Source organism: Nonomuraea sp. IBHARD001, from assembly GCF_056106265.1.
Genome location: NZ_JBWBBW010000002.1, coordinates 4,593,205 through 4,612,369, shown reverse-complemented (window position 1 = coordinate 4,612,369; position 19,165 = coordinate 4,593,205). Strand labels below are relative to the sequence as shown.

Here is a 19,165-nt window from a genome sequence, read left to right as displayed (position 1 = left end):
CAGCCGCGTCCGCAGGGCGGTACCCCAGCGCACCGGTCCGCCGACCTGCACGGCTCCCTACTCGCCGGTGTCGGCGCTCGCGCTGCGCCAGGACGGCTTGCGCACCCTGTAGATGATCATGGGGATGGCGGTGAAGACGACGATGCCCGCCGCCACCAGCGCCACGTACGCCGCCGGGCTGCCCACCGGCAACTGCGTGGGCGGCACGAAGCTGGTCACCAGCGCGAACGCCACCGCCGCGAACCCGACCCCGGCCACCACCAGCATCCCGGCCCTGCCTCCGCCGATCTTGAATCCCCGCGGCAGGTCCGGCCGGGTACGGCGCAGCTTGATCGCCGCGGCGTACAGCAGCAGGTACATGACGATGTAGAGGCTGACCGTCATGGAGGAGATGAGGAAGAACGCGACGCTGACATTGTCCATGAACAGATAGATCGACGAGATCAGCGTGACGATGACACCCTGGACGAGCAGGATGTTGCGCTGGATGCCGCGTGCGTTGGTCTTCTGCAGGACCGGCGGCAGCATGCCGTCGCGCGCGGTGGCCAGCAGTCCCTTGGACGGACCGCCGAGCCAGGCCAGGGCGCCGCCGAGCGCGCCGTAGCAGATGAGCAGCGCCAGCAGGTTCACCGGCCAGGTGGTGCCCAGCAGGGTGGTGAAGGCCGTGGTCAGCGTGTCGAAAACGCCGGAGTTCAGGTTGATCCTGGCGTAGGGCATGATCGCGGCCACGGCCAGCGCGCCGAGCGTGAAGACCAGGAACGAGATGCCCGCGGCCATGAAGATCGCCTTGGGGTAGTCCTTCTTCGGCTCGCGCAACTCCTTGACGTGCACCGCGGTGGACTCGACCCCGGCGAAGTTCAGCAGGATCGTCCCCAGGAAGGCCAGGGTGCCGAGCGCGGCCAGCGGCAGCACGCGCGGCGAGTAGTGGCCGTCGGTGTCGGTGCTGACCTCCGGGCTGGTGGCGGTCTCCCAGCCGAGCGGATGCCCGGCCGCCCACCACCACACGAACAGGGCCAGCAGCACCAGTCCGGGCAGCACCGTGCCCAGCACGAACCCGTACTGGGTGACCTTGGTCAGCAGCTTGGTGCCGCTGAAGGCGACCAGCGTGGCCACCCAGTACGCCAGGATGCAGAACAGGCCGACATAGACATTGTTGTTGGCCAGTTCGCCCCGGTTGATGGCGAAGGCGATGGCGGCGGCGGCGAAACTCAGGCCGGTGGGGTACCACACCACGTTCTGAATCCACTGCAGCCAGATCGCCAGGAAGCCCATCCGCTTGCCGTACGCCTCGCCGATCCAGGTGTAGACGCCGCCGCTGCGGTTGGAGAAGGCGCTGCCGAGCTCGGCGGCGACCAGACCGGCCGGGATGAGGAAGAGCAGGGTGGAGAAGCCGATGTAGAAGAACATCGTCAGTTCTTCCTGCGCCATCGACGGCAGCCCGCGCAGGCTGGTGACGACGGTGGCCGCGGTCATCAACCCCAGCGCGCTCGCCGTCATGTACCCCTTGGCCGGGGGCGCGGCCGGTGTCGCGGCCGGGGCGGGCGCACGTTCGGACCGAGGGGCGTGCGGCTGGCTGGGCAGGTCGGCGGGGCGCGAGGCCGCGTGGCGGCCCGGTGGTTCGCTCTGGCGTGGCACGTCGCCGGTGCTGCTGTCGGGGTCGCCGCCCGGCGCCGAAGGTTGGGTGCTCATCGGTGGTGAATCCTTCCGGTGGTTTCCCCGGGGGAGATCGCTTCCTCCTGGATGTTGCCGCCCGTCCCGCCCGGTACGGCATGGCTCGCCCCAAGGCTTGCCCAAGCGCGCACGGCCCGCCGTGACATGCGGCGTGGGCGAGATCGCCCACCACGTGCGCGCGACCGCCCGGTCGGTGCGCTCCGGCGAGGAGCTGCACCACGCCTTCCGCCGCAACGGCTGGCTGTGACCGCGGCTCTGGACGACCTGTGTGGCGCATAGTACTGTGTGCCACATGGTGAACGGAGATGCGTACGACAAGCTCGAACTGGAGCTGCGGCGTGGCGTCGTCGTGCTCGCCGCGCTGTCCCAGCTGCACACCGCGCGCTACGGCTACGAACTACGCCAATCGCTGGCCGAAGGCGGCATGCCGATCGAAGAGGGCACGCTGTACCCCCTGCTCAGGCGACTGGAGTCCCAAGGTGTGCTGACCAGCCAATGGCGCACCGAAGGCGGCCCCCCACGCCGGTACTACCTGCTCAGCCCCGAAGGCCTCGAGCTGTACCAACGCCTCACGACCTCGTGGCGCGGACTCAACCAGACCATGGATCTTCTCCTGAAAGGCGGAGAGCGCCCATGACCCCCGACGAGCTCATCCAGAACTACGTGGACGACGTCACCAAGCTGCTGCCCCGCGCGCAGCGCGACGACGTCGGCTACGAGCTGCGCACACTGCTGGCCGAGCAGCTCGCCGCCGAGGCCGAGCAGGCGGGCCGCCCCGCCGACGAGGCGATGGCCACCGCGCTCGTGCTCGGCTACGGCCGCCCCGCCGAGACCGCGGCCAGATATCGCCCGCCTCCGTCCCTCATCGACCCGGCCGACTCGCGGAGGTTCGTCCGCCTGTCGGTGATCGGTGTCGTCGCCATCTGGGCGCTCAGCCTGCTCGACCTCCTCACCAGCCCGCCGGCCGCCTCGCCCGGGGCCGCGCTCAGCTCGCTCGGGGCCTGGCTGACCGGCTACGGGCTGGGCGCGCTGTGGTGGCCGGGCGTCCTCGTGGTCGTTTTCGCCGCCGCCGGGTGGTGGCGGCGCAGCAGGCCCGAGAGCGTCGCCTGGCGGCCCCGCCGTCTCGGGCGTGACGAGATCAGCCGTCCCGGCCTCGCCGCGGCCGTCGTCGCGGGCGGGGTCGGCCTGTTCCTGCTGTTCAACGGCGACGTGCTGCTCGGCGGGCACGCCGCGCCCGAGGCGTACCAGGCGCTGGCGCTGGACGAGGGCTTCCTGAGCGAGCGTGCGCCCTGGCTGGTGGCGGTGCTGGCCGGGCACTTCGCGCTGTACGGGGCGCTGATCGTCGTCGGCAGGTGGCAGCCGTTGACCAGGCGTATCGAGATCGGGCTGACGCTCGCCACGTGCGCGGTCTTCGGCTGGGTGGCCCTGGCGGACGCGATGTTCGCCGCCGAGCCCGCCGACCAGATCGTGAAGATCGTCCTGGTCGTCTCGATCGTCAGGGGACTGCTCGACGTGGCACGCAACCTCTACCGCGAGCTGCACACCACGCCCTACCTGCCCACCACCTGACGCGGCGCCGACGTGGCCCGGACACGCACCGCGTCCAGGCCGCGCCGGGCGCCTACCCCTGGAACGTCGTGTACTGCGGGCGCCCGGCCGGTCGGTAGACCTGGGTGGCCACGCCCTTGGAGTCGACCCGCGACTCGACCAGGTCGAGAGCGAGGTCCGGCCCCGACTGCGGGAACAACCGCGCGCCCTGCCCGACGATCACCGGTACGACGATCAGCGTCATCTCGTCGACCAGGTCGTGCTCCAGCAGCCATCGGACCAGGGTGCCACTGCCGTGCACCTGCAGCTCACCCGGCCCGCCCGCCTTCAGGTCCGCGATCGCGCCCGCGAGATCGCCCGGCAGGACGGTGCTGCCCGGCCATCCGGCCTCGGTGAGCGTGGTCGAGGCCACGTACTTCGGCCGGGTGTTCAGTGCCCGCATGACCGGCTCCCAGCCGGGGACGTCCTGCTCGGTCAGCGAGCCCCACCAGCCGGAGAACAGCTCGTAGGTCACCCGGCCGAACAGGAACGCGTCGGCGCCCTGGTAGGCCTCGTTGATATAGGCGTGTGTCTCCTTGTCGGCCCGGTTGATGGCCCATCCGCCGCGTTCGAAGCCGTTCCTGCGGTCCTCGTCCGTGGTGCCGCCGTTGCCCTGCATCACGCCGTCGATGGTGATCTGGGTCATGGTCGTCAGCTTCATGATCGCGTTCCCCTGTCTCCGCGCCGCTCCGTCGCGGCGGCCTCACCCCTTCCACGAACGCCACCCCACCGATCGGACACATCGCTTCGGTGCTTTTTCAGGATCGGCGTTCGCGGGGTCGGCCCGAGGCGATGACCGTCGCACCGGCCGCCGTCGTGGCGCTCACCAGTACGGCCAGCGCGAGCAGCGTCCGCCCGTCCGGGCGCAGCAGCGGCTGCCCGCGCAACGCCTGCCAGGTCACCAGCGCGATCAGCCCCGCGTACGCCACGGCCGCCACGACCATCAGGCCCGCCCGCGTCCGCTCCTGACCCAACCAGGCGATCCGGCTCGCCAGGAAGCCGAGAGCCAGGGCCAGGGCCAGCATGACCTGCAGCCCGTGCAGCCCGACGAAGTGCGGAATGCGCAGGTCGCCGCCGAGCCTGTTCCAAGGACCGCGGACGTCGGCACGCCTTTCCAGCGGGGGCCGCGCGCAAGGACAGTCCAAACGGTAGGAACCCGCCCCCTCCCACCCCAGCCTGCCGACCCCCGGAACGAGGGGAGGGCCGGCGGTACCGGCTGCGGTGGGGCCGGCCGTACCTCAGGGGACGACGGTCAGGGTGAAGGTGGCGTAGCGGTCGACGGCGGCTCCGTCCGCCCGGAGTTGCAGGGTGAAGGTGCCGGACGGCGTGGTGGGGGCGAGTGTCAGGGTCAGGGTGGAGCCGCCTCCCGAGACGATGGCCGACGGTGCGAACGCGGCCGTCATACCGGCGGGCAGGCCGCGGGCGCTCAGGCTGATGTGCTGGGGCAGGCCGAGCGTCGTGGTGGTGGCGACCGTGACCGTGGCCTGCTCGCCCGGGTGCGCGGTCGCCGACAGCGGGGTGAGGCTCATGTCGAACTGCCGGGGGCAGGTGACAGGCTCCTGCGGGTGCGGGGGCACGCTGACGGCGTTCCAGGCGTCGAGCACGGCGTTGTACTCGACGCAGGAGCCGGGGTGGACGTGCAGGGCGGCCTGCAGGGAGGCCCTGCGGGCCAGGGAGTGGGTCCAGACGGTGGTCTTGCGCAGCAGGGTGTCCATGTAGATCCGGCCGGCCTTCTGGATGCCGATCCCGGTGATGGCGGGGAAGTTGCAGGTCGGGCTCGGCGGTCGTCCGCCGCCCGGGTTGGTGCCCTCGGCCAGCAGGTAGAACCAGTGGTTCTGTACCCCGGCCCCGACCTCGGGCGGCTTGCTCAGCATCGGGCCGGAGAAGCAGTCGGGGTCACCGGGAATCAGCGACGGCCGGTACATGTACCGCAGGGGCCCGGTGCCCGCGACGTTGGTCTCCTCGCCGACCATGTAGTCCGGCGGGTCCAGCGCGGGCGGCTGGTTGGCGTAGTGCTCGGTCAGGGCGCCGAAGATGTCGCCGGTCGACTCGTTCAGCATCGCCTTCTCGTTGGTGCCCAGGTCGTATCCCGGCGTGGTGGCGAAGACGGCGTGGCCGTACTCGTGGGCCACGGAGTCCATGGACGTGAGCTGGCGCTGTCCGTCCAGGGTACGGCCGAAGGTGGTGTAGGTGCCGTTCCAGTAGGAGTCGTAGCCGTTGCGGCCGACGCGGATGGGAAAGCCCTTGCCGAGGCCGTCGATGCCGCGGCGGTTCAGCCAGGCGGCGTGCATGTCCCACTGCTTGTCGACCGCGTACAACGCGTCCACGCAGGCGGTCTCCAGGTTGGTGCCGTTGCCGTTGCCCCACACGTCGTCCGGGCCGGAGTAGGTGACACCGCTCTGGCCGCCGCAGCTGATGCCGGGGCGCGTCAGGTCCCTCATGACGTAGGTGACGGCTCCGGAGGCGCTGGTGCCGATGGTCACCGGGGTGCCGTTGTAGTAGCTGCTGCCGGTGCCCGCCCTGACCTCGTCCGACTTCTGCACGACGGCGCCGGTCGCGGCGTCGACCCACACGTGCAGCCTGCTCGGCCTGCCCCCGGCGCTGCCGTCGACCACGACCTCGTACGTCAGTCGCCCGCTGCCCTGCGCGAGGACGCTCAGCCCGGGAGCCGCCGACACGGAGGAGACGCCCGGCAGCTGGGCGCGTGCCACCCTGGCCGCCTCGGCGGCCGTGAGTCGCGGCGTGGTGGACACGTTCAGGACGCTCTCCTGGGCGACGGAGGTGCCCAGCACCTCACCTTGCGCGTCGGTCACCACGACGAAGTCACCGCCGAACACCGGCAGCCCCGCGTACGTACGCGTGTAGGCGACGTAGGTCAGGCCGCTCGTGCCCACGGTCGTGCCGCGGCGCGTGTAGGCGTCGTCAGGGGAGCTGTGCAGGACCGATGGCCTGGCCCGTACCAGCAGATCGGCGGCCAGGGCCGGGGCCGGCGTGACGGCGGTCGCCTGGCCGGGCACGGATATGGTCACGAGCACACTGACGGCGCCCGCGACCATCACTAACGCGGCACTGCGTCTCATGGGGGTGCTCCTTCACTCTTGGGGGGCGGCCTGGCGGCCGGCTGTGAGGGGAGGTGGAGCCACTTGCATTTGAACCGAGGGAACACGCCTGGTCAATATGTGGGTAAATATGGCCTTTGGGTGGGGGAGAGGCCTGACAGGGCGGTCAGGACGGTGTCGCTCCGGTCGGCGGGGGTGAGCACGAACAGGGCCGCGCCGTCGGCGGCCAGCGCGATGCCGGCGATCGGCGCGGTAGGCGATGACGATGAGGTCATGCATGGTCGAACCCCCGAAAGCTACGCCCCCCCGAAAGCTACGACGTACCCCCTGGTCATCCCCGGGCCGATGCCGCGAAGCCTGTGCGGCTGGTCAAGGCTGCTTGACGCCGGGGGAGGCGCTCAGCCGTAGCGCCCGACGAGGGCGGCGCCGATCGTGGCCAGGTGTTCCAGCACGCTCGGCGGGCCGCTCACCTCCAGCCATTCGACCAGCCCGGCGAGCTCACCGGCGAGCGCGTAGGCGTTGTGGCCGCGGATCACGACCTCGACACGGCCGTCGGCCGTCGGGCCTCCCAGTTCGAGGCGGTCGCCGAGCGTCAGCCTGAGCACGCCGATGCCGTCGGGTGCGCACACCGCCTGGACCGCCAGAGGTGTTCGCCTGCGGTCGACCTCGTCGGCGATCGCACGCCAGCTTTCGGCCAGGTCGAAGTCGCCGGGCCGTAGCACGGGATCGCCGGTCGGCTCGGCGGACGACACCCGGTCGATCCGGAAGGTCCGCAGTCCGGCCTCGGTCCCGGCGACGAGATACCAGGACGGGCCTTTGGCGACGATGCCCAGCGGGTGAACGGTTCGCTCGGTCTCGACGCCATTGCCGTCGGCATAGCCGAGCCGTACCTGGACGCCCTTGATCACCGCGTCCTGGAGGTCGTCGAGGAAGTGGGGCGATCGGCGTTCGACCCGTCGTGCTCCCCAGCGTTGCGGGTCCATGACCAGCGACGACGCCGCGGCCTCGGCCTGGTCGCGGAAGGGTTCGGGCAGGGCGTGGACGAGCTTGCGCAGAGCCGCCTTCACGGCCGGTGTCGCCGCCGAGGCCTGCCCCGCGACCAGGAACAGGGCGCGGGCCTCACCTGCCGTCAACCCGGACAGATCAGTGCGGGAGCCGCCCACGAGACGCCAGCCGCCGCCCCGGCCCTGCATGGAGTACAGCGGCACTCCGGCCATGGCCAGGGCGTCGAGGTCGCGGCGGGCGGTGCGCTCGGAGACCTCCAGCTCCCGCGAGACCTCCGCCGCCGTCACCTGCCCGCGCCGCTGCAGCAGGAGAAGGACGGCCACCAGCCGGTCGGTTCGCACGCCGGTCAGACTCTCACACCAAACCGGTCATGAGGTGACCGGTTTACCTCGGCAGGATGGCGACACGCTCTCACCCCGAGAAGCGATCCCCGAGACCCAATCTTCGAGACGCAGTCTTCGAGACGCAGTCTTCGAGATGCAGTCTTCGAGAAGTAACTGAGAGGTATGCGATGTTCGATCCAGCCGACTTTCCCGAGCCGACCCTCATTTCCGTCAACGGTGTGGAGCTCGAGGTCTTCGAAGCGGGCCGGGAGAATGCCGGAAAGCCGATCGTGCTCTGTCACGGCTGGCCGGAGCACGCCTTTTCCTGGCGCTACCAAATGCCCGCCCTCGCGGCGGCCGGCTACCACGTCATCGTCCCGAACCAGCGAGGCTACGGAAACTCCGCACGTCCGGCCGAGGTGACGGCCTATGACATCGAACACCTGTCGGGCGACCTCGTCGCGCTGCTCGATCACTACGGATACGAGGATGCCGTCTTCGTCGGCCACGATTGGGGCGCGGCCGTCGTCTGGGGGCTGACCCTGCTGCATCCGCACCGGGTCGACAAGGTGATCAATATGAGCCTGCCCTACCTCGATCGCGGGGAGAGGCCCTGGATCGAGTCCATGGAGGCCGTGCTCGGCGGCGACTACTATTTCGTGCACTTCAATCGGCGGCCGGGCGTCGCGGACGCCGTGTTCGACGAGCACACGGCGCGGTTCCTCCGCAATCTGTACCGGAAGAACGAGCCCGCCGGGGCTCCTCGGCCGGGCATGGCGTTGATCGAGCTCGCCAAGGCCGAGACGCCGCTCGGCGAGCCCGTGATGAGCGACGGGGAACTGGCCGTTCTCGTCTCCTCCTTCGAGGCGACGGGTTTCACTGCCAGTGTGAACTGGTACCGCAACCTGGACCGCAACTGGCACCTGCTGGCGGACGTGGATCCCGTCATCCGGCAGCCCACTCTCATGATCTACGGCGACCGTGACGTGGTCGCGAAGTCGGAGAACCTGGCGGAGTTCGTGCCGAATGTGGAGGTGGTCAGCCTGGATTGCGGCCATTGGATCCAGGAGGAGAAGCCGGAGGAATCCACTCAGGTGATGGTGAAGTGGCTGCGCCGGCAGGATGCCATCCGGAGCGGGCGCATTCCGGTGACCGGAGTCGCCGGTTGACGTCGCCCGATGACCGGAGTCGTCGGTTGACGTTGACGTTGCGTCAACTTCTAGCATCGGGGTCATGTCGATCACTGTTGTTGACACCTGTTCCGCCATGCGGCGCATCCTGCTGGCTCCGGTCGCGGAGCGCGCCGATCTGCTGCGTTCGATGCTGGAGGCGAATGCGGGGATGTACCGCTACCATCCGGGCGAGCTCGACCTGGTAGCGGTGCACCTCCAGTCGGCCGGGTTTCCCGTCGACCGGGACGAGGAGCGTTGCCTGGAGGCGCTCGACACCCTGGCCGAGGCCGGGGCGTGGCAGCGGATGCAGCACGCGCTGGACGAGGCGCTCGCCGTACTGCTGGGGGCCGTGCCTGGGTTGCGGGCCCCGGACATCACCGTGCTGTTCGTCCTGGGGGATCCGGGTGACGAGCACTTCATGGGGCCTTGCAGGGGATTGACCGGGTTCGGCGGCATCTCGGGAAATATCGCCATCACGTGCTGGCCGTTCCCGGAGAACGTGGAGCGGCTGGAGGCCACCGCCGTACACGAACTGCATCACAACCTGCGGTGGGGTCCGGGCGGGGTGGTGTGGGACCCGATGACCGTCACGGTCGGCGAGCACATCGTGGGGGAGGGGCTGGCCGACGCCTTCGCCCGCCAGCTCTACGGCGACGAGCTCGGCCCCACCCGCATCGGTGTGCCGCATCTGCACGACGACGAGGTCTTCGCCAAGGTCCTCACCGGGCTGGATGTGACCGGTATGCAGAACTTCACCGCATGGGTGCACGGCGACCCGGGAGCCGAGCACCTCGGCGTCACGCCGGTGGGCCTGCCGATGGGCGCGGGGTACGCCGCGGGCAACCGGCTGGTCGACACCTACCTGGCGGCGACCGGACAGACGGCGGCCCAGGCCCTGCACGCCGATGCCGCCGAGATCATCGCAACCACGGTGCGCCGCGGGTGACACTGGAGGGATGGAGTGGACGATCCAGGAACTCGCGACGAGGGCCGGCATCACCAGTCGCACCCTGCGGCACTACGACCGCGTCGGGCTCCTGACTCCGTCCCGGGTCGGCGCGAACGGCTACCGCTACTACGACCCCACCGCGGTCGCCCGGCTCCAGCGCATCCTGCTCATGCGCAGGCTCGGCATGAGCCTGCCGGACATCGCCCGGGTCCTGGCCGACGAGGTGGACGAGCTCGACGGGCTCCGCGCCCACATCGCCGCGCTCGAGGAGGAACGCGACCGCGTCGAACGGCAGGTCCGGTCCGTACGCCACACGCTTGAGGCCTTGCAGGCCGGGGTGGAACCCCGGATGGACGTCATGCTGGCCGGGTTCAACGACCACTACAAGGACGAGGTGATCTCGCGCTGGGGCGAGCGCGCGTTCCGGGTGAGCAACGACTGGTGGCACGACAAGAGCCTCGGCCAGCAGCAGGCCTGGAAGCAGGACACCGACGACCTCGTCGCCGCCTGGATCGCCGCGGCGAAGACCGGGGAAGCGCCGACGTCGGACCACGCCCAATCGCTGGCCGCACGGCACGTGCAATGGCTCAGCCGCATCCCGGGCACCCCCACCGCCGACGGCGACAGGGAGCGCTCGATCGACATGGTGAACGGCATCGCGGACATGTTCGTGGACGACCCCCGCTTCGCCGCCATGTACGACGACGAGGCGGGGGCGATGTTCGTCCGCGCCGCCCTGCGGGTCTACGCGCGGACGCGGATGTAGCTCGCGCGGCTCACGCGGACGGGTGCGACTCGGCCGCGACCTGTCGCGCGCGGGCCCGCCTGAGCCGCGTTCTCCCTTCGTCGTCCCGTGGGCGCTTTCCCAGCCTGAACGGAGCCCGTACGGCTGCACGCCTCACGGCGGCGAGGAGGCTCTCGTGGCGTTCGGTGTATGCGTTCATTTCTTTTCCTGCGTCCTTTCCCGTTCCTGTCCTGCCTGTCCTCAGATTCGGCCGCGCCGGTACCGGTCCGGAAGGGATTTCGGACGACCTCGGACCTGCTCGGACCAGGCGGGTTCTTCGCGAAGACGCCTACAATCGAAGGCATGCGCATGAAGCCGGGACGCCCGGCTGATTCCAGGCGATGCCTTTCAGGGCGCCGCACATGAGCAACGATTTCGCCGCCGCTTTCACGGAGCTCATCTCGGCAGCGGGCTACAACAGGAAGAGCCTGGCCAAGGCGCTCGAAGGCACCCTCAGCCACAGCACCCTCTGTGATTGGTGCAACGGCTCCCACCTGCCGCAAAGCAGTGAGCAACTGCTGGTGGCGGTACGCCTGTGTCTCGGCCGGATCGACAACTCCCGCGCCGTCTGCGGCCACCTGGGCATCCCGTACGACGACGCGGGCTGGCGGCACCTGCTGACCAGGTCCACCGCATCCCGGCACGGGGCCGACGCGAGCGACATGATCGTTTCGGCGCTCCAGCCGCCGGGCGAGCGCGGCCGACCGGCCAGCGGCTACACGGTCACCGTCAACGACAGCCAGGGCGTCGTCGTCGGCAACGACAACCAGCAGGTCAACCACTGGGGCGGCGCTCCACCCCGGTAGGCCGGATGCGAGGTGAGGCTCGGTGCAGGCGGAGCCCGGCGACTACGACGTCACCCTCAACCAGGCGCAGGCGCCGATCGTCGGCCAGGGGAACGTCCAGATCAACTACTTTCCCGCCGTCCCTCTGGGGAGAAAGGCGTGGATCGTCGCCCTGGCCGTGCTCGTCACGACCGGTACGACCGTCGCGGTGGTCCTCGCCGCCACCCAACGCGACGCGACATCCGGAGCGGCGATCGGGCGCGAGGTCGCACCGCCGGTCGCCTACGGTCACACGGCGAAGATCCGCTCGGCCGACGGGCTCGCGGTGGAGGAACGGCAGCCCGGCGACACCGCCGTTTCGGCGGGCCCCGACGACATCGCGGCCCAGCGATGGACGTTCTGGTACGGCGCCAACCAGGGCGGCCCCGACAGCCGGGCCGTCCTCCTCGAAACCGACCGCACCGTCCGCCAGGGCGTCAACGGCGGCGGAGCCGTCCTCGCCGCACTGTCGAGCGGCACCGTCGGCGTCGAACCCGTCACCCGATCACCGGCCCAGTTCTGGACCTTCCACCAGACCAAGGACGGCTGGTACGCCATCACCAACCAGCACCGATGCCTCACCGCCGTCCAGCCCGACACCCCACTCCAGCTCCACACCTGCGACGGCAGTCCGGGACAGCTCTGGAGGGTCACGGATATGTCCGGCATGTCGGCCGGAGCGGGATTCAGTCCTGGATAGCCTGCCGTACCCGGCCCGTGGTGACGGATCACCACACGGCCTTGCCTCCTGCCGCCCGGAGCAGGACCGGGGTGCCGGACAGCGCCGCAAGGGCGCTCACCAGCCGGTGCCGAGTGGGGTGCGTTGCTGACCGCTGTAGCCTCGGGTGCTCGTGCCCGGGTAGAGCCAGAGGGTGCCGGCCGGGTCGACGGCCACGATGTCGCGGTGGCCGTCGCCGTCCCAGTCGGCCAGGCCGGCGATGGTGTAGCCGTTCCAGCCGTTGCCGATCTGTACGCCCTCGCCCGGCACGCCCACGAAGACGGAGTTCGCACGCGTGCCGCTGCCCGAATGCCACCAGAGCTGGCCGCCCGGCCTTCTGACGATGACGTCGGGGATGCCGTCGGCGTCCCAGTCGCTCACACCCGAGTACGAGATGCCCTCCCGGTACCCGATCTGGTAGCGGCCCTGCGTGCTGTAGGCCCGGGTGCTCTGGCCGGGGAAGAGCCAGAACGGCGAGCCGTAGTCCATGAAGGTGACGATGTCCTGGTGCCCGTCGAGGTCCCAGTCGGCGATCCCGGTGAAGTTGTACCCGTTCCAGCCGTTGCCGATCTGGTAGCGGCCTTGCGTGCTGTAGGTGCGTGTGCTCTCGCCTGGATACAGCCACAGCAGGCCGGCCGCGTCCCTGGCGACGATGTCCTGGTGCCCGTCCGCGTCCCAGTCGCCCAGCCCGGCGAAGCCGTACCCGTTCCAGCCGTTGCCGATCTGGTAGCGGCCCTGGGTGCTGTAGGTGCGTGTGCTCTCGCCCGGGTACAGCCACAGCAGGCCGGCCGCGTCCCTGGCGACGATGTCCTGGTGGCCGTCGCCGTCCCAGTCGGCGATCCCGGCGAAGGTGTACCCGTACGGCGTGGCCGCGTTCGCCGCCTGAGCCGACGTCACGGTCGCCGCAGCCGCCGTGACGATCACCACGAGGGACGCGAACGCCCGCCGGACCCGTGCCATCCGCATGACCACTCCAAGGGCGAGAGAAGCCGGAACCTACCCTCTTCCGACGCGTTCCGGGGCGCCCAGGTTCGCCCGGCACGGCCTGCTGAGCAACGTTTGTTGACATCGGATGCCTGAGCAGGCAAACCTTGCCCGATGGCGGAGTTCGAGGGCGTGGTCGACGCGGACGCGCCCGGCTGGCAGGGCACGACGACGCTCGGCCCGGGGAGACTGGCCTTCACCGGTGCGGCGGGCAGTGCCGCAGCGCACGCCCATGCCGCCGTACAGATCCTGCTCGTGACCGGCGGACAGGTGGAGCTGAGCGACGCCCACGGCACCCGCCGCCCCGTACGCGCCGCGATCATCCCCACCCGGGTACGGCATGCCCTGCACGCCGGTCCGGACGCGACCGCCACCATGATCTACCTCGATCCGGACGGTGCCGCAGCCCGGCGCCTCCATCACGGCCACGACCACCTGCAAGGCTGGATCGACGCCGCGCACACCGCCCTTCTCGACAGGCACGACACGAGCGCGCTGGCGGAACTGCTCGACCGGGGGAGCGCCCCCGCGGCGACCTGGCACCCGGTGCTCCAGGCAGCCGTCGACCTGGTGCCCCGGCTGCTGCCCGGTCCCGTGCGGCTGACCGAGGTGGCGCAGGCGGTCGGGCTGTCGGCCAGCCGCCTCGGGCATCTGTTCACCTCCGAGCTCGGCCTGCCGTTCCCCGCCCATCTGCGCTGGGTACGGCTGCGGCGTGCGGCCGAGCTGGCCCAGGACGGCGCCAGCCTCACCCTGGCCGCGCACGGCGCCGGTTTCGCCGACAGCTCCCACCTGACCCGCACCTGCCGCGAGATGTTCGGCCTGCCGCCCTCGCACCTGCTGCACGCGATCCGGCCTGGCGCCGGGTGAACGCCCTCGGCTGAGGTACGGCGTTCGGTCAGCGGATCCGTCCAAGCCTTCGCGACCCGATCGGCGCGACGCTGAACGGCATGCATCGCACCCTGATCCCACCCGTGATTCGCTACGGCTACGCGCCGTTCATGCTGCTCGGCGTCAACGGTGTCGCCGTCGCGCTGGCCGCCTCCGGCGCCTCCAAGCTCTGGCTGGTCGGCCTGCTGCTGGCCGCGATCGGCCTGTCGTTCGCCGCCGAGCGCGCCCTGCCGTACGAGGCCGACTGGAACCGACCGGACGGCGACGGGGCGCGTGACGTCGCCCACGCCGGTGTGAACGAGCTGCTGCTGCTCGTCAGCGTGGGCGTCATCCCGCTGCTGGCCGCCACCGTGACGCTGTCCGACCTGTGGCCGCGTTCCTGGCCGTTCGTGGTGCAGGTGCTGGCCGCCGTACTGGTCGCCGACCTGGGCATCACGCTGACCCACTACGCCAGTCACAAGATCGGCGTGTTGTGGCGCTTCCACGCCGTTCATCACTCCGTCAAGCGCTTCTACGGCTTCAACGGGCTGATGAAGCATCCCCTGCACCAGACCCTGGAGATGAGCGCGGGAGTCGCCCCGCTCATCCTCATCGGCCTGCCCGTCGAGGTGGCCTCCGCACTTGCCGTCGCCGTTGCCGTCCAGCTGCTGCTGCAGCACTCCAACGCCGACTATCGGGTGGGCGCCCTCAGGTACGTGCTCGCTCTCAACGAAGGGCATCGCTTTCATCACCTCAAGTGGGCGGGCATCGGCGATGTCAACTTCGGCCTGTTCACCCTGACCTGGGACCACCTGCTCGGCACCTTCTCCTACGACCCCGCCCGCCGGTTCTCCTCCGAGATGCTGGGGATGGCGGCCAAGCCGGACTACCCGGTCGGCTACTTGGCCCAACTGGCCGAGCCGTTTCGCACCTCGGGGGCTTGCCAGTCCCAGCCCACCGCCCAGGAGTCTGCGGTGGGAGGCTGATCGGTGGGGCCGGGGTCGTCTGCGGCGGCGACGCTTTGAATCGCGTGGTGGCCAAGTACCACAGCACAGCCGATGAGCTCAGCCGCTGACGGCCATGCCGCGCAGTCTCGCATCCGCCGCCTCCTGAACCGTCGTCGCCAGGGGATCGGCAGCCAACTCGCGCAGACGCGAGCGGACCACGGCCGTGTCCGGCGCTGCCGCACAGGCCCTTCGCTGAACCGCCGGTTCGCAATCGTCGAGCCCCTCGACCGCGACCGCAACGGCTTGCTCGGGCGCGCACCCCCGAAGCCCGTCCAGAAACGCCTCCCGTGCAACGGAATGAACCGTGCCCTCCCAAGCGGCCATGAGATCGCCCGCAGCGTCACGAATCCGCAACCGCCCAAGGCCCCGCGCCGGCACCTCGGCGGCACACCATTCCCCGGCGGCGACCGTACGGTGCAACGCGGCCAGCAACACCGGCGCATCGCCCCGGTCACCGACCTCCGCCACCACCTGCTCCCCGAACGCGACGAGCGTGTCGTCCCCACTGCCGATCCACGTACGAGCACGCGGCAGCGCGTCCACCCCGAGGTGGCGGAGCGCCTGCGGTACACCAGGCACCCATCCGGCCGCGTTGCGAAGGCCGGGGTCCTCGGCGAGGTCGAGGACGACGTGATCGCCGCGCCTGCCCAGCTCCTCCAGCGCTCGCCGCCGTTCGACGCCTCCGGCCGCGACCAGCCTGACCAGGTCGCCGTGGTTTGCGGCACGTGTGTCACGCCTGGCCCGCCCGGATGACCGGAGGGGCTTGAGCCCGTCGAGCACCCGCCGTACCCGTGGCTGTGACTGCGCGAACGTCGTCCACGGCTCCGCGTCGTACCAGATCGCCTGTGCGAGCTGGGCATCGTCACGCCTGGCGATGCTCTCATCGGCGAGCCCGTCCCAGATCGCGGGCAGCCCCATCGCCCCGCAGTCGCCGATCGCCTCCAGCGCCGTGGACCAATGCGGCCCGTCGATCGCGTACCTGCGCAGCACGGCCGCCGCGTCGAACCGGCCGACCAGGGGGAGCAGGGCCAGAACCTGCAAGGCGAGCTCGACCGGCTCGGCGTCCTCGCCGTCGTAGGCGAGCAGGTGCCGCTGAATCGGTGCCAGCGACAGGCCGAGCCGAGCGACGAGCCCGGCGAGATAACTGTCGCGGTGATCGACTTGTGGATCCCAGCGCGTGTCCGCGATCACACACGCGTACACGGCATCGGCTGCACCGGGAGCGACCGAGGTGCGACGCAGTACGGCACCACGTCCTCGTTGGAGCCGACCGCGAAAGGAGTCCGGGCTGTCGTATTCGGTCATCGGCATGCAGTATCCCCGCAGGGGAGGCCCTGAGCGAGCGAGTATCGGTTGGCGGCTCCGGTTGATGCGTTCATCCGTCGCTCCGCCGATCGGCTGACCGACAAACTGGTGGAGCTGATCTGGGAATGCCAGGCAGGCCAGGTCCGAAGTCTGGTCACCGACAAGGCCGCCCTGAGCTGATCGGCGATGCACGTACGGCGATGGTCCTTTCTAGGCCCGACCGTCGCCCCTGTTGCTCGCCGCCGTGCTGCCTGACGAGGACGGCGGCAGGAAATGTCGTGTGAGCAGGTCCAGGACGCCCATGGTTGGCCCTTCGAGGCTCAGCGCGACGGTGAGCGCGGTCGTTCTCGCCTACGCCGCCACCAAGGCCTACCGACAGGTCACCGGAGTAAGCACCGCCCACGCTGGCGACGCCGTACACGCATGGAGAATCAACAGCGCCTTTCCCTTCCCCCTCAACCGTCGCGCGTCAGGCCAACGACGCGGCGATGTCCACCGCGTTCCTCGGGGCGGCCGCCGGTGTGCTCGGCGCCGCCGTACTGGCTGTGTTCCTTCTGCGCGGTCGCGTGGGTGGTGTGGTTTCGCGTCCTGAGGGCGTGTCAGGGGTCGCGTCAGTGCGGTGACCGGCTCGTATCAGCGCGATTCGCGACCCTAATTCCAGCAGCACGACAACACACAAGGAGTTCACCATCATGACCGTTACCCTCACCGACCAGGACAAGCTCACCCTCCGTACCGCCGCGTGGGGCGCCGTCTCGCTGATGTCGGCCGCGAGCGCCGCCGGATCGGCCCACAGGGCGGGCGCCGAAGGGTCCATCGCGCTCACCTCGGCGACCGGGCTGGTCGGACATGTGCTGGCCAAGGCGCCCAAGGGGGTGAAGTGGGGCACGAGCGTCGCCGATCTCGCCGAGCAGGCGCTGCCGGCGCTGACCGCGTCCATGGCTCTGCTCAGGCGGCAGGCGCCGGACGAGGCGGACAACTTCCGTAGCACCGTCGTCGTCTCGGTCGAGGCCGCCGCCCGTACCCACCAGGGCACTCCCAGCCCCACCGTGGCCGCCATGGCCCGCAAGATCACCGACGCGCTCGACGCCGCCTGACCACGATTCCCGAAGCGAAACGGAGATGACCATGATCACGCGACACCTGGGCGCCGCCGCACTACTGGCCGCCACGTTCGCCACCCCCGCGACGGCCTCCACCTCCCCGGACCGCCCCGAACTGCGCAAGGCCATGCAGGCGTTCGTCGATGCCGGGTTCACCGGAGTGCAGCTCCGCGTGAACGACCGGGCGGGCGAATGGGCCGCCAGCGCCGGAGTGAGCAGGCTCGGCAGCCCGGCCAAGCCCTCCACGGACGGGCGATTCTGGACCGGCAGCGTCATCAAGCCCTTCACCGCGACGCTGGTGCTCCAGCTGGTCGCCGAGGGCAGGGTCGAGCTCGACACACCGGTGGCCGCCTACCTGCCCGACCTCGGCCTGGACCGGCGGATCACCGTACGGATGATCCTGCAGCACACCAGCGGCCTGTTCAACTACACCGGTGAGTACTACGACGACGGCACGTTCGCGCCCGGCATCCCCGCCACCGGCGACGCCTGGCTGCAGAACCGCTTCCACGCCTACGAACCCGAGGAGCTGGTACGGCTGGCGCTGTCCAAGCCCGCCCGCTTCGAGCCCGGCACCGGCCAGAGCTACTCCAACACCAACTACACCCTGGCCCTGCTGCTGATCGAGAAGGTCACCGGCCGGACGTACGCCGAGCAGTTGAGCCGGCGGATCCTGCGCCCGCTCCGCCTGTCCGCCACCCATCAGGCAGGCGCCTTGACCGGGCCGTACGCGCACGCCTACTACAGCTACCGGGGCGCCACGATCGACATCTCCCGGCAGAACCTGTCGCTGCTGGCCGGGGCCGGGGACCTCGCCTCGACCACGCGTGATCTGACCACGTTCTTCGCCGCGCTGAACAAGGGCAGGATCCTGCCGCCCGATCTGCTCGCGCAGATGCGTGAGCCGTACGGGAAGCTCGGCTACGGGCTCGGTGTGTTCGCGCAGGACCTGGGGCCGGGCTGCGGTGTCGTCTACCAGCACAACGGCAGCCCGCCGCACGGCTACGGGACGCTGATGTACAGCTCGCCCGACGGCAGGACGACGCTGACCGGGTCGGTCACCTGGGTGGACTCGGCGACCCGGGGGCCGGCGAAGGACTTCCAGAAGCTGCTGGACGGGCTGGTCCAGAAGGTGTTCTGCGGCACGCGACCCGTCAGGCTCGGCAGCTGATCTCCATGCCGTCCTCCACGGGAAACGCGACGGTGACGTAGCCGTGTGCGGGGTCGCGGACGTAGGCGAGGTAGTCGGCCATGCTCGCGAACGTGGTGTCGTCGGCGATGACGAGCGCGGCCGGGGCGAGGCGGTCTTCGAGCAGTCGCAGCACCGGCAGGCAGAGGTCCTTCCAGCCGTCGAGCAGCAGCAGGCCGATGGGTCCGCGCACCTCGGCCAGGGTCAGCATGGCGTCGCCGGCCAGGATCGTCACGTGCTCGGCGACGCCGGCCCGCTCCAGGTTGTCGCGGGCGGCGTCGACCTTGGTCCGGCTGAGCTCGGTCGTCCACACGTGGCCGACGCCGTTGTCGGCGACCGCGGCGGCCAGGTGGATCGTGGAGACGGCGTAGGAGGTGCCGAACTCGACGATCGTCTCGGGACGGCCGTTGCGCACGAGCGCGTAGAGCAGTTGGCCGCCCGATCTGGAGATCGGCATGTATTCCCCCGCCAGCGCGTCGGCACGCTGTTTCGCCGACGCGTCGTCGTAGGGCGTGTCCAGCGGCCACGGCGCGGGGTTGGCCTCTTCGAGGTCGGCGGCCGCGAACAGCCGATCGAGGACGGCGGCGGTGCCGGGCGTTGTCAGTGTGTTCATGGCCG

Annotated in this window: 21 protein-coding genes; 12 read left to right on the top strand and 9 right to left on the bottom strand. The window is 70.2% G+C overall.

Translation table 11 applies throughout. The features are described 5' to 3' along the window. Window positions 1–57: 57 nt before the first annotated feature. Complete coding sequence (locus ACTWNK_RS23170) at window positions 58–1,689, bottom strand: amino acid permease (RefSeq protein WP_474306563.1); 1,632 nt, start codon at window positions 1,687–1,689, stop codon at window positions 58–60. Window positions 1,690–1,786: 97 nt separating this feature from the next. Between ACTWNK_RS23170 and ACTWNK_RS23165 the strand changes: the two genes are divergently transcribed. From ACTWNK_RS23165 to ACTWNK_RS23155, 3 genes are read left to right on the top strand one after another with little or no spacing between them, the layout of a single operon-like run. Further along, window positions 1,787–1,918, top strand: coding sequence for a hypothetical protein (locus tag ACTWNK_RS23165; protein WP_474306562.1), 132 nt, complete (start codon window positions 1,787–1,789; stop codon window positions 1,916–1,918). A 45-nt stretch (window positions 1,919–1,963) separates the two neighbouring features. Then, window positions 1,964–2,308, top strand: a complete 345-nt coding sequence (locus tag ACTWNK_RS23160; protein ID WP_474306561.1) for a PadR family transcriptional regulator — start codon at window positions 1,964–1,966, stop codon at window positions 2,306–2,308. Further along, window positions 2,305–3,240, top strand: coding sequence for a hypothetical protein (locus tag ACTWNK_RS23155; RefSeq protein ID WP_474306560.1), 936 nt, complete (start codon window positions 2,305–2,307; stop codon window positions 3,238–3,240). Before ACTWNK_RS23160 ends, ACTWNK_RS23155 begins: the two co-directional genes overlap by 4 nt. 52 nt (window positions 3,241–3,292) lie before the next feature. Here the strand turns inward: ACTWNK_RS23155 and ACTWNK_RS23150 are convergent, their stop codons facing one another. From ACTWNK_RS23150 to ACTWNK_RS23130, 5 genes are all read right to left on the bottom strand, one after another. Beyond that, the gene (locus ACTWNK_RS23150) at window positions 3,293–3,919 is read right to left on the bottom strand and encodes a dihydrofolate reductase family protein (RefSeq protein ID WP_474306559.1); all 627 of its coding nucleotides are present in this window, start codon (window positions 3,917–3,919) and stop codon (window positions 3,293–3,295) included. Between the two features lie 97 nt (window positions 3,920–4,016). Further along, window positions 4,017–4,403, bottom strand: a complete 387-nt coding sequence (locus ACTWNK_RS23145; protein ID WP_474306558.1) for a hypothetical protein — start codon at window positions 4,401–4,403, stop codon at window positions 4,017–4,019. 93 nt (window positions 4,404–4,496) lie between these two features. After that, a complete protein-coding gene (locus tag ACTWNK_RS23140) occupies window positions 4,497–6,338 on the bottom strand; it encodes a M4 family metallopeptidase (RefSeq protein ID WP_474306557.1) in 1,842 nt (613 codons plus the stop codon). 92 nt (window positions 6,339–6,430) lie between these two features. After that, window positions 6,431–6,592, bottom strand: coding sequence for a hypothetical protein (locus ACTWNK_RS23135; RefSeq protein ID WP_474306556.1), 162 nt, complete (start codon window positions 6,590–6,592; stop codon window positions 6,431–6,433). Between the two features lie 123 nt (window positions 6,593–6,715). Beyond that, complete coding sequence (locus ACTWNK_RS23130) at window positions 6,716–7,663, bottom strand: helix-turn-helix transcriptional regulator (protein ID WP_474306555.1); 948 nt, start codon at window positions 7,661–7,663, stop codon at window positions 6,716–6,718. A 170-nt stretch (window positions 7,664–7,833) separates the two neighbouring features. Here ACTWNK_RS23130 and ACTWNK_RS23125 point away from each other — a divergent pair, with 170 nt between their 5' ends. The 5 genes from ACTWNK_RS23125 (at window position 7,834) to ACTWNK_RS23105 (ending at window position 12,074) form a co-directional block, all read left to right on the top strand. Then, the gene (locus tag ACTWNK_RS23125) at window positions 7,834–8,814 is read left to right on the top strand and encodes an alpha/beta fold hydrolase (RefSeq protein WP_474306554.1); all 981 of its coding nucleotides are present in this window, start codon (window positions 7,834–7,836) and stop codon (window positions 8,812–8,814) included. A 64-nt stretch (window positions 8,815–8,878) separates the two neighbouring features. After that, a complete protein-coding gene (locus tag ACTWNK_RS23120; protein WP_474306553.1) occupies window positions 8,879–9,763 on the top strand; it encodes a DUF2268 domain-containing putative Zn-dependent protease in 885 nt (294 codons plus the stop codon). Between the two features lie 10 nt (window positions 9,764–9,773). Then, complete coding sequence (locus ACTWNK_RS23115) at window positions 9,774–10,532, top strand: MerR family transcriptional regulator (protein WP_474306552.1); 759 nt, start codon at window positions 9,774–9,776, stop codon at window positions 10,530–10,532. A gap of 380 nt (window positions 10,533–10,912) precedes the next feature. After that, on the top strand, window positions 10,913–11,356 hold the full coding sequence (locus ACTWNK_RS23110; protein ID WP_474306551.1) for a hypothetical protein: 444 nt from the start codon (window positions 10,913–10,915) through the stop codon (window positions 11,354–11,356). 22 nt (window positions 11,357–11,378) lie between these two features. Continuing rightward, complete coding sequence (locus ACTWNK_RS23105; protein ID WP_474306550.1) at window positions 11,379–12,074, top strand: RICIN domain-containing protein; 696 nt, start codon at window positions 11,379–11,381, stop codon at window positions 12,072–12,074. A gap of 96 nt (window positions 12,075–12,170) precedes the next feature. Here the strand turns inward: ACTWNK_RS23105 and ACTWNK_RS23100 are convergent, their stop codons facing one another. Continuing rightward, the gene (locus tag ACTWNK_RS23100) at window positions 12,171–13,058 is read right to left on the bottom strand and encodes an FG-GAP repeat domain-containing protein (protein ID WP_474306549.1); all 888 of its coding nucleotides are present in this window, start codon (window positions 13,056–13,058) and stop codon (window positions 12,171–12,173) included. Window positions 13,059–13,190: 132 nt separating this feature from the next. Here ACTWNK_RS23100 and ACTWNK_RS23095 point away from each other — a divergent pair, with 132 nt between their 5' ends. Continuing rightward, complete coding sequence (locus ACTWNK_RS23095; RefSeq protein WP_474306548.1) at window positions 13,191–13,943, top strand: helix-turn-helix transcriptional regulator; 753 nt, start codon at window positions 13,191–13,193, stop codon at window positions 13,941–13,943. Window positions 13,944–14,023: 80 nt separating this feature from the next. Next, complete coding sequence (locus ACTWNK_RS23090; RefSeq protein WP_474306547.1) at window positions 14,024–14,929, top strand: sterol desaturase family protein; 906 nt, start codon at window positions 14,024–14,026, stop codon at window positions 14,927–14,929. Between the two features lie 78 nt (window positions 14,930–15,007). On the opposite strand, the gene ACTWNK_RS23085 is transcribed toward ACTWNK_RS23090, so the two are convergent. Further along, on the bottom strand, window positions 15,008–16,255 hold the full coding sequence (locus tag ACTWNK_RS23085) for a hypothetical protein (protein WP_474306546.1): 1,248 nt from the start codon (window positions 16,253–16,255) through the stop codon (window positions 15,008–15,010). 692 nt (window positions 16,256–16,947) lie between these two features. On the opposite strand from ACTWNK_RS23085, the gene ACTWNK_RS23080 reads away from it, so the two are divergent. Both ACTWNK_RS23080 and ACTWNK_RS23075 read left to right on the top strand, forming a co-directional pair. After that, on the top strand, window positions 16,948–17,352 hold the full coding sequence (locus ACTWNK_RS23080; protein WP_474306545.1) for a hypothetical protein: 405 nt from the start codon (window positions 16,948–16,950) through the stop codon (window positions 17,350–17,352). Window positions 17,353–17,383: 31 nt separating this feature from the next. Then, window positions 17,384–18,529: a serine hydrolase domain-containing protein gene (locus ACTWNK_RS23075; RefSeq protein ID WP_474306544.1), complete on the top strand. Its 1,146-nt coding sequence runs from the start codon at window positions 17,384–17,386 to the stop codon at window positions 18,527–18,529. On the opposite strand, the gene ACTWNK_RS23070 is transcribed toward ACTWNK_RS23075, so the two are convergent. Then, window positions 18,513–19,160 (bottom strand): O-methyltransferase, encoded by a 648-nt coding sequence (locus tag ACTWNK_RS23070; protein ID WP_474306543.1) that lies wholly within the window; start codon window positions 19,158–19,160, stop codon window positions 18,513–18,515. The genes ACTWNK_RS23075 and ACTWNK_RS23070 overlap by 17 nt on opposite strands. Window positions 19,161–19,165 lie beyond the last annotated feature (5 nt).